The organism is Kitasatospora sp. NPDC007106, from assembly GCF_040634455.1.
Taxonomy (GTDB): domain Bacteria; phylum Actinomycetota; class Actinomycetes; order Streptomycetales; family Streptomycetaceae; genus Kitasatospora; species Kitasatospora arboriphila.
Genome location: NZ_JBEYFP010000209.1, coordinates 1 through 9,336 on the forward strand (window position 1 = coordinate 1; position 9,336 = coordinate 9,336).

General features: G+C 74.3%; 8 protein-coding genes. 6 read left to right on the forward strand and 2 right to left on the reverse strand.

Annotation, left to right across the window (positions count from 1 at the left end; translation table 11 throughout):
* Positions 1-145: 145 nt before the first annotated feature.
* Entirely contained in the window at positions 146-1,219 is a 1,074-nt protein-coding gene (locus tag ABZ641_RS17960) for a GAF domain-containing protein (protein ID WP_344623654.1), read from the reverse strand.
* Between the two features lie 324 nt (positions 1,220-1,543).
* On the opposite strand from ABZ641_RS17960, the gene ABZ641_RS17965 reads away from it, so the two are divergent.
* From ABZ641_RS17965 to ABZ641_RS17985, 5 genes are all read left to right on the forward strand, one after another.
* A complete protein-coding gene (locus ABZ641_RS17965) occupies positions 1,544-2,770 on the forward strand; it encodes an acyl-CoA dehydrogenase family protein (protein ID WP_359982900.1) in 1,227 nt (408 codons plus the stop codon).
* A 251-nt stretch (positions 2,771-3,021) separates the two neighbouring features.
* Positions 3,022-4,890, forward strand: coding sequence for an ATP-binding protein (locus tag ABZ641_RS17970; RefSeq protein WP_344623652.1), 1,869 nt, complete (start codon positions 3,022-3,024; stop codon positions 4,888-4,890).
* A complete protein-coding gene (locus ABZ641_RS17975) occupies positions 4,890-5,324 on the forward strand; it encodes a roadblock/LC7 domain-containing protein (protein ID WP_030265945.1) in 435 nt (144 codons plus the stop codon). Before ABZ641_RS17970 ends, ABZ641_RS17975 begins: the two co-directional genes overlap by 1 nt.
* Positions 5,321-5,692 (forward strand): DUF742 domain-containing protein, encoded by a 372-nt coding sequence (locus ABZ641_RS17980; protein ID WP_263102871.1) that lies wholly within the window; start codon positions 5,321-5,323, stop codon positions 5,690-5,692. Before ABZ641_RS17975 ends, ABZ641_RS17980 begins: the two co-directional genes overlap by 4 nt.
* Positions 5,693-5,714: 22 nt before the next feature.
* Positions 5,715-6,293 carry an ATP/GTP-binding protein gene (locus tag ABZ641_RS17985; protein WP_263102872.1) on the forward strand — a complete coding sequence of 193 codons (579 nt, stop codon included), beginning with the start codon at positions 5,715-5,717 and terminating at the stop codon, positions 6,291-6,293.
* An 82-nt stretch (positions 6,294-6,375) separates the two neighbouring features.
* Here ABZ641_RS17985 and ABZ641_RS17990 read toward each other — a convergent pair whose 3' ends face one another.
* A complete protein-coding gene (locus tag ABZ641_RS17990) occupies positions 6,376-7,227 on the reverse strand; it encodes an EamA family transporter (RefSeq protein ID WP_359982903.1) in 852 nt (283 codons plus the stop codon).
* 117 nt (positions 7,228-7,344) lie between these two features.
* On the opposite strand from ABZ641_RS17990, the gene ABZ641_RS17995 reads away from it, so the two are divergent.
* A complete protein-coding gene (locus ABZ641_RS17995; protein ID WP_359982905.1) occupies positions 7,345-9,231 on the forward strand; it encodes an NAD-binding protein in 1,887 nt (628 codons plus the stop codon).
* Positions 9,232-9,336: the final 105 nt, after the last annotated feature.

Sequence of the window (9,336 nt, forward strand, 5' to 3'; positions counted from 1 at the left end):
GAGTAGAGGTTGGCCTGGTGGTTGGTCGGGCCCTGGGCCTCCCAGGGGCCGTGCAGGTCGTAGGTCATGAGGTTGAGCCAGTCCACCGACTTGGCCCGGCGGCCGGCCGGGCCGGGGCGCCGTGCGCGCCCCGGCCGGAAGGCGGTCAGCCCGACAGGCCCGGGCGGCCCTGCGGGTACGGGGGGAGCATCTCGCCGGGGCTGCGGCCGGACTGCTGCAGCCGGTCCACCAGCAGGGCGGCGAGGGTGCCGAGCTCCTCCTCGGTGCGGGACTGCGCGGTGACGTCCATGCCCACCGTCAGCACGCCGTTCACCATGCCCGTGCGGGCGTTGCGCAGCGGGGTGCAGGTGAAGGTGTACACCTGCTCGGCGCGCCGGGCACCCGGCAGGTAGGACTGCACCCGGATGTCCTTGAGCACGGTGGACCGGCCGGTGCGGTGGGCCTCGCCGACCGCGAGCGGCAGACCGGCGGCGGCCAGCTGCGGGTAGGCCTGGGCCAGGTCGGAGTACGGGCCGGGGGCGCCGAAGATGCCCGCGTGCTCGGCGTTGGCGTAGCGGATCGCGTTGTCGAGGCCGTCGGTGAGCATGATCGGGAAGGGCGAGCCGTCGAAGGCCGCGAACATCTCCTGCTGCTGGGCGAGCAGGTTGTCGCGCAGCCGGATCTCGGAGAGCAGCGCCTCGGCCAGGTGCTGGATGTCCTTGAGGCGCTCGCGGCCCCACTGGCGCGGCTCGCGGTCCAGCACGCAGACCGTGCCGATGACGGTGTTGGTGTCGTCCACCAGCGGGGCGCCGAGGTAGGCGCGCACGCCCAGCTCGTCGACGACCGGGTTACCGGCAAACCGGGGGTAGGCCAGGATGTCGTCCAGCGCCAGCGGCGAGCGCTGCGCCACCACGTGCGGGCAGAACCCGTGGCTGAGCGGCATCTCGCGGGCCGGGAGGTCGAAGGCGATGCCGCGGTCGGCCCAGGTGTCGTCCTCGACGGGCTGGGTCTGCGCGGGATTTGGCGGGATGTAGAGCCCGCGGAACATCTGGCGCTCGTCGTTGATGAAGTTGACCATCGCGATCGGGGCGCGGGTGATGCTGGCCGCGAGGTGCGCGAAACGGTCGAAGGCCTCGTCCGGGCTGGGGTCGTTGAGTCCCAGGTCGCGGAGCCGGCGGGTCCGTCCGGACTCGCCCCCACCGCCCGGATAGGCGTTCTGAGCGCTCATCACATCAGTCATGGCGGACATGGTGTCAGAACTCCTTGCCGACCGGATCGGCGACGTCTCGTCAGACGGTCGGAAACAGAGGGGAAAGATCCATTCCCTTCCGTCGCACGATCAAATCCTGCCCCGAAAACGTCGCACCGGTTTCACGCCAATCCATGATCACGCTCTGGAGGTGGGCAGTGACGCATATGACAATGAGTGCTTGCCGAGGACGGGTCACCCGTCCAACCGCGCGCGGCCCTCAACGGCGCGGCGGCCGTTCCGACCGTCCCCCACCCCCGGTCGCCCCGTACGGGAGGCGGGACGGCGGCGCTCCCGACCGACGAGAGGACGCCCATGCTGGGCCAGGACTACTTCACCGACGAGCGGCACGAGCAACTGCGCGCCGAAGTCAGGGAGTTCGCCGAGAAGGAGGTACGACCGCACATCGCCCGGATGGAGGCGGAGCGCACCGTCGAGCACGACCTCGCACGGGAGATCGCCCGCAGAGGATGGATCGGCGTCACCATCCCCCGGGTGTACGGCGGCATGGGGCTCGGCCACCTGGCCAAGACCGTCGTCATCGAGGAACTCTCCCGGGTCAGCGGCGCGATGGGCGCCATCGCCCAGGCCTCCCAGCTCGGCGTGGCCAAGGTCATCCACTTCGGCTCCGAGCAGCAGCGCCGGCAGTGGCTGCCGCAGTTCGCGGACGGCCGGGCGCTGCCGACCATCGCGGTCACCGAGCCGGAGTCCGGCGGCCACGTGCTCGGCATGTCCGGCACCGCCCGCAAGCGCGGCCGCGACTACGTGCTGAACGGCCGCAAGTGGTTCGTCGGCAACTCGCACATCGGCGACGTGCACGGCGTGGTGTTCCGCACCGGCAAGGGCTCCCGCGGCCTCTCCGCCTTCCTGGTGCCCGGCGACGCACCCGGCTTCCGGCTCGGCGACCCCGGCTGCCAGAGCGGTCTGCACGGCTTCAGCTTCGGCGAGCTGGTCTTCGAGGACTGCCGCATCCCGGCCGCCAACCGCCTCGGCGACGAGGGCGCCGGACTGGACGTCGCCTACTCCTCCAGCATCCTGTACGGCCGGCCGAACCTCGCCGCGGTCGCCCTCGGCATCCACCGGGCGATCGTCGAGGACACCGTCGCCTTCGCCGAGGAACGCTCGCTCTACGGCAAGCCGCTGGCCGAACTCCCCAACATCAGCCTGAAGATCGGCGAGATGCAGTCCCGGCTGATGACCGCCCGGCTGGCCGCGTACCACGCCGCCCACCTGCTGGACCTCGGCCGGCCGTGCGACGCGGAACTCATGAACTCCAAGCTGGTGAACACCGAGTACGCCCTGGACTCGGCGCGCAACGCGATGGAGATCCACGCCGCCCGCGGCCTGCAGTCGGACTTCCGGATCGAGCGCTACCTGCGCGACGCCACGCACGTCTACCCGCCGGCCGGCACCTCCGACGTCCAGCGGCTGCGCCTCGGCCAGGTGGCCGCCGGCAGCTACGGCGTGCAGTGGTCGGAGAAGCTCGCCGAGCTGGTCAAGGTGCACAGCACGGTCTGGGCCCCGCAGGCGCTCGCGGTCTGATCGGCGCCCGGCGTCCGCCCGGCGCGCCCGGCGCCGGGCGGACCCGAACACCCGTCGTACAGTCCACATTCCGTCAGTTGATGTTGCTCTTCGGCCAGTAGGGGCTGATACCGTGCTGCCGTCGGCGGCCAGGCCGTGCGGAGCCAATTGATGACGGACAGTCAACAAGCGGTATATCCTTCCCGCTCGTCCCCGCCGGCACCCGTCGACTCGCACGGGCTCACGCCGTCTGCACCCGCACGAGGAATCAGATGCCAGGCATACCGGCCCAGCGCCCCGGCCACCGCGCCGGCCGCACCGGCTCCCTCCGTACCTCCCTCCTCCCCCTGGTGCTGGTGCCCTGCGCCGGCCTCGCCGTCGCCTGGGGGTACGCCGGCGTCCTGCTGCTGCACGCCGGGCAGGGCCTGGCGTTCGCGCTCGGCACCGCCGTCGTGGCCGCGGTGCTGGCCTGGAGCCTCGTCCAGGGCCGCCGCACCGCCCAGGTGCTCACCGCCAGGGTGGACGGCCTGCGGGAGATCACCCGCACCCTCGCCGAGACCGAACTGCCCGGCGTCGTCCGGCAGATCGAGGCCGGTGAGAGCGTGCCGGAGCCGGCCGACGGCCGCGCCGCCCGCCGCTCCGGCGGCGACGAGATCCAGCAGGTCGCCGAGGCCGTCGACGCCGTCCGGCGGACCGCGGTCGCGGCCATCGTCCAGCAGGCGCAGAGCCGCGAGGGCACCAAGAAGGTCTTCCTCAACATCGCCCGCCGCACCCAGGTGCTGATCCACCGCCAGATCACCATGCTGGACGAGCTGGAGCGCCGCCACGAGGAGCCGGAGCTGCTCAAGGAGCTGTTCGCGGTCGACCACCTGGCCACCCGGATGCGCCGCAACGCCGAGAACCTCGTCGTCCTCGGCGGCGCGCTGCCCGCCCGCCGCTGGCGCAACGCCGTGCCGATGGTCAACGTGCTGCGCTCGGCGGTCTCCGAGACCGAGAACTACGCCCGGGTGGTCGTCCAGGGCGTGCCGCGCACCGCGCTGGCCGGCCAGGCCGTCGCCGACGTCATCCACCTGGTCGCCGAACTCATCGAGAACGGCACCACCTTCTCCCCGCCCTACACCCAGGTGCTGGTCTCGGCGCAGGAGGTCCCCAAGGGCCTCGCCGTCGAGGTCGAGGACCGCGGCCTCGGCATGTCCGAGGAGGAGTACGAGCGGCTCAACGCCTACCTCGCCGACCCTCCGGAGCTGGACGTCGCCGCGCTCGGCGACGACCTGCGGCTGGGCCTGTTCGTGGTCTCCCGGCTGGCCGGCCGGCACGACATCCAGGTCGCGCTGCGCCCCTCGCCCTACGGCGGCACCCGCGCGGTCGTCCTGCTGCCCACCGCGCTGCTGGAGGCCGCTCCGGCGCCCACCGGCTTCCCCGGCCTGCCGTTCGGCGCCCGGGTGGCCGAGCAGCCCGCCGCCCGTCCCGCGGGCGGGCTCACCGCAGGCGCGCCGATCCCCGGCCTGCCGGGCGCGGTGGTCTCCGCCGTGCCGTTCCGTGCGCCGACCGCGCCCGACCTTCCCGCCGTCCCGGCGCAGTCCGCGCCTTCGGCCGAACCCGCCGATCCCGTGGCGCCCGAGCCGGCGCCGGTCGCCGAACGGGCCGTCCACGAGACCGCCCCGGAGCCGCGCGAGCTGCCCACCCGGCGGTCGCAGCCGCCCGCACTGCCCGCCGCCGGGACCTCCTACGTCCGGCCGGCCGTGGCCGAGCCGCCCGCCGCCCCGGACGTCCAGGAACTGCAGGACCCGCAGGACCTCACCGCCGGGGGCGAGCTGCGCACCCCGAAGGTGCTGCCGAAGCGGGTGCGCAACGCCAGCCTCGCCGACCAGCTCCGCGAGGCCGCCGCGGCCGAGCGCGCCACCGGCGGCGGCACCCCGGCAGATGGCACGGCCGCCCGGCCGGCCCGGCCCGCCCCGGAGGACGACCCCTCGCCGCAGCGCTCCCGCGCCACCATGGCCGCCATCCAGCGCGGCACCCGGACGGCCCGCGACAGTGCACCGCCGAAGGCGTTCCCCGCCGAGGAGCCCGCCGGGGCCTCCGCCGAGACCCCCACCACCACCGCACCCGACCATGCCCCTGCTCGCGAGGACCAGCCCTGATGACGACCCAGCACACCGAAACCCAGCGCGATCTCAACTGGCTGCTGGACGAGTTGGTCTCCCGGGTACCGGAGACCAGGCACGCCGTGGTGCTGTCCGAGGACGGGCTGCTCGTCGGCATGGACAAGAACCTGGACCGCGCCGACGGCGAGCACCTCTCCGCCGTCGCGTCGGGGCTGCAGAGCCTCGCCCGCGGCGCCGGCCAGCGCTTCGACGGCGGCCGCGTCCGGCAGACCGTGATCGAGATGGACCACCTGTTCCTCTTCGTCACCACCGCGGGCCAGGGCGCCCGGCTGGCCGTGCTCACCTCCGAGGCGGTCGACGCGGGCCTGATGGCCTACGAGATCAACATGCTCGTCAAGCAGGTCGGTGCCTACCTCACCGCCGCGCCGCGCAGCGATGCGGGCCGGGACCGGGCGGGTGACCTTGCGTGACCCCCGAGGAGGCGTGGTTCGACCGGGAGGCCGGGCATCTCGTCCGCCCTTACGCGATCACCGGCGGGCGGACGGAGTCGGGCCGCACCGACTACTCGCTGATCACCCTGGTGGTCACCGCCGACCCGCGCGTCGACACCACCCGGCTGGGGCCCGAACCGGCGGCGATCCTCGGCATGTGCCGGGAGCGGCCGCTGGCGGTCGCCGAGATCGCGGCCCAGCTCGACCTGCCGGTGAGCGTGGTCAAGGTGCTGCTCGGCGACCTCGCCGACGCCTCGCTGATCATCACGCGAGCACCGGTCCCACTGGCCGAGGTGCCGGACCTGGCGCTCGTCCAGGCCGTCATCGACGGCGTGCGCAATCTCTGAGAACAGCTGAGGAGCAAGCACGATGACCCAGAGCCTGGTCCCCGGGGCGGTCAAGATCCTGGTGGCCGGCGGTTTCGGCGTGGGCAAGACCACCATGGTCGGCTCGGTCAGCGAGATCGAGCCGCTGTCGACCGAGGAGCGGATCACCCAGGCCAGCGTCGGCGTGGACAGCCTCGACGGCGTCCGCGACAAGTCGACGACCACGGTCGCGATGGACTTCGGCCGGATCACCCTCCGGGACGACCTGGTGCTCTACCTCTTCGGCACCCCGGGGCAGTTCCGCTTCTGGTTCATGTGGGACGACCTCGCGCTCGGCGCCCTCGGCGCGATCGTCCTGGCGGACACCCGGCGGCTGGAGTCCAGCTTCGCCGCGGTGGACTACTTCGAGCAGCGCGGGGTCCCGTTCGCGGTGGGCGTGAACTGCTTCCACGGCCGCCGCGAGGCGAGCGCCGAGGACGTCCGCGCCGCACTGGACCTCGACGAGTCGGTGCCGGTGGTGCTCTGCGACGTCCGCGACCGGGCCTCCAGCAAGGAGGTGCTGCTCGCCCTGCTGGACCGCGTCCGCACCGGAGCCCTGGCAGCAGCGGGGCAGCCTGCCTGACCTGCTCAGGGGCGCTGGGGGTACCTCCCGCGCCCCTGAGTAACTGCCCCTGGGTGGCTTGACCTTCGTGGCCGTCCCCGCGTTAGGCCGGGGTGAGTTGGAGGACGGCGATGCCTGCCACCACCACCGCCCCGGCGGCCATCCGGGCCACCCCGAGCCGCTCGCGGAAGACCAGGGCGCCGATCACCGCGGCGATCACGATGCTGGTCTCCCGCAGTGCGGCGATCGTCGCCAGGTCGCCGTGCGCCTGGGCCCACACCACCAGCCCGTACGCGGCGAGCGAGAGCACCCCGCCGGTGACGCCCTGCACCCAGCCGGGGCCGGGCTCGCAGAACAGCGAGGGGCCGCGCAGCAGTACGGCGGTGAGCAGCATGCCGGCGCCCTGGAGGACGAACAGCCAGGCGATGTAGCCGAGCACGGTGGTGGAGGTCCGCACGCCCGTCCCGTCGACCACGGTGTAGCCGGCGATCATCGCGCCGGTGCCCAGGGCCGCGGCCACCGCGGGCAGTTGGGCGCGGCCGGGTACGCCTTCGGCCAGCGCCAGCCCGGCCAGGCCGGCGGAGATCACCAAGATGCCGGCCCACTGGCCGGTGCCGAGCGGGCGGCCGAGCACCAGCACCGAGAGGGCGGCCACCAGCCAGGGTGCGGTGCCGCGGGCGAGCGGGTACATCTGCCCGAAGTCGCCCAGCCGGTAGGCCTGCAGGAGCAGCAGTTGGTAGAGCACCTGGAGCACCGCGGAGGCGGCCAGGTAGGGCCAGGCGCGGGCGTCGGGCAGCGGGGCGAGGCAGGCGAGCAGGACGCCGCCGCCGAGGAATGCCGCGTTGATGAGGGCGAAGCCGACCACCTTGTCGGGGAGGGCGTGGGCGAGGGCGTTCCACACCGCGTGGAGTGCGGCCGCCACCAGTACGACCACCGGCACCATTGTTGCGTCCATGCCCGCTCCCGTCCCCGTCGCAGACGTCCGAGGGTACCAACCTGTGCGAACGTGACGAATCATCAACGCGGCTGCAGGAAGATCGCGTTACGGTCACGGTCCTGCCAGGATGGCGGCATGTCCACCACCACCGGGCCCGTTCCCGCCCTGCCCGCGCAGCCCGCCCCGGCGGACGGCGGCGCCGACCCGGCCGGAGGGCCGGCCGAGGCCGAGCGGCCCGCCGCGGTCGAACGGCCGGACGAGGGCGGGCACATGATCGTCTGCGGTCAGGACACCCTCGCCCTCCGGCTCGCCGTCGAACTCACCACGCTGTACGGCCGCCGGGTCACCGTGGTGGTGCGCTCCCTCCGGGAGGGCCAGAGCCCGCAGATCGCCGCGCTGGCCGAGGAACGGCGGCTGCCCGTCCGGGTGGTGGAGGCCGCCGAGCCGAGCACCGCGGTGCTCGCCGAGGCCGGCATCCGGGAGGCCGCCGCGCTGGCGCTGACCGGCTCCGACGACCAGGCCAACGTGCAGGCCGCGCTGCGGGCCCGCCGGCTCAACCCCGGGGTCCGGCTGGTGCTGCGGGTCTACAACCGGCGGCTCGGCCGCCGGGTCGGCCAGCTGCTCGACCGGGCCGCCGCAGCCCGGACGCCGAACGGCGGGCCCGCACCCGAGGCCTCCACCACCGTGCTGTCCACCTCGGCGACCGCGGCCCCCGCCCTCGTCTCCGCCGCCGTCTCCGGTCATCCGGCCGTGGTGCACGTCGACGGCCGGCTGCTGCGGGCCGCCGAACTGCCCCCGGACACCCCGGCCGCCGGCACCGAGCTGGCCACCCTCGCCCTCCTCCCCGGCGGCCGGGGCCGCTCCCCCGTGTTGCTGCCCGGCCCGGGCGCGGCACCGCCGCCGGAGGGCCGTCGGCTCGTCCTGGAACTCCTCGGACACCCCGAGGAACAGCGGCCGCGCCGCCGCCTGCCGGGCCTGTCCGGCCTGCCGGTCGCCGCGCTGTTCTCCCGTCGGCTGCGGCTCGCGCTCGGCTCGCTGACCGCCCTGCTCGCCCTGTTCGCCGGCCTCACCTCGGCCCTCACCGGGGAGAACCCGGTGCACACCGCCTACCTCGCGGTGCTGGACGTGATCGCGATCGCCGACCCGGCCACCGCCGACACCCCCGCCCGCAAGGTGCTGCAGATCCTCACCGCGCTCAGCGGCCTGCTGCTGATGCCGCTGCTCACCGCCCTCGCCCTGGAGGCGCTCGGCACCTTCCGGGCCGCCTCGGCGCTGCGCCGACCGCCGCGCGGGATCTCCAACCACGTGGTGCTGCTCGGCCTCGGCCGGGTCGGCAGCCGGGTGCTGGACCGGCTGCGCGAGCTGGACCTGCCGGTGGTCTGCGTGGAGAGCGACCCGACGGCCCGCGGGGTCGCCCGGGCCCGCGCCTACGGGGTGCCGGTGGTGCTGGGCGACGCCACCCAGGAGGGGGTGCTGGAGGCCGCCCGGGTCGGCCGGGCCCGCGCGATGCTCGCGCTCACCAGCAACGACTCCACCAACCTGGAGGCGGCGCTGTCGGCCCGCGAGTGCAATCCCGAGGTGCGGGTGGTGATGGGCCTGTTCGACGACGACTTCGCCGCCGACGTGTACCGGGCGCTGCGCGACTCGTACCCGTCGGCGGAGACCCGCAGCCACAGCGTCTCGTTCCTGTCGGCGCCGGCCTTCGCCTCCGCGATGATGGGGCGGCAGGTACTGGGTGCGTTCGCGGTCGGCCGGCAGGTGCTGCTGCTCGCGGCGGTGGACGTCGGCGGCCACCCGGAGCTGGCCGGGCGGACGGTCGCCGCGGCGCACTGCCCCGGGCACTGGCAGGTGCTCGCCCTGGACGTCGCCGAGCCGGAGCGGCGCGCCCGGGATCTCGGCCTCGCCTACCGGGCCCGCCCCGAGCTGCGCTGGAACCCGCCCGCGGAGCACCTGCTCGACGCGAACGACCTGGTGGTGGTCGCGGCCACCCGGGAGGGCCTCGGCCGGCTGCTGCGCCACTGACCCGGACGCGGGGACGCCGCGGGCCCGGCCGCACCGGGGGTCGGCATCGGGCTCCCTGGGTCGGACGGTCGGTGGCGGCGGGCGCCCCCGGGCAGGGGAACCCGC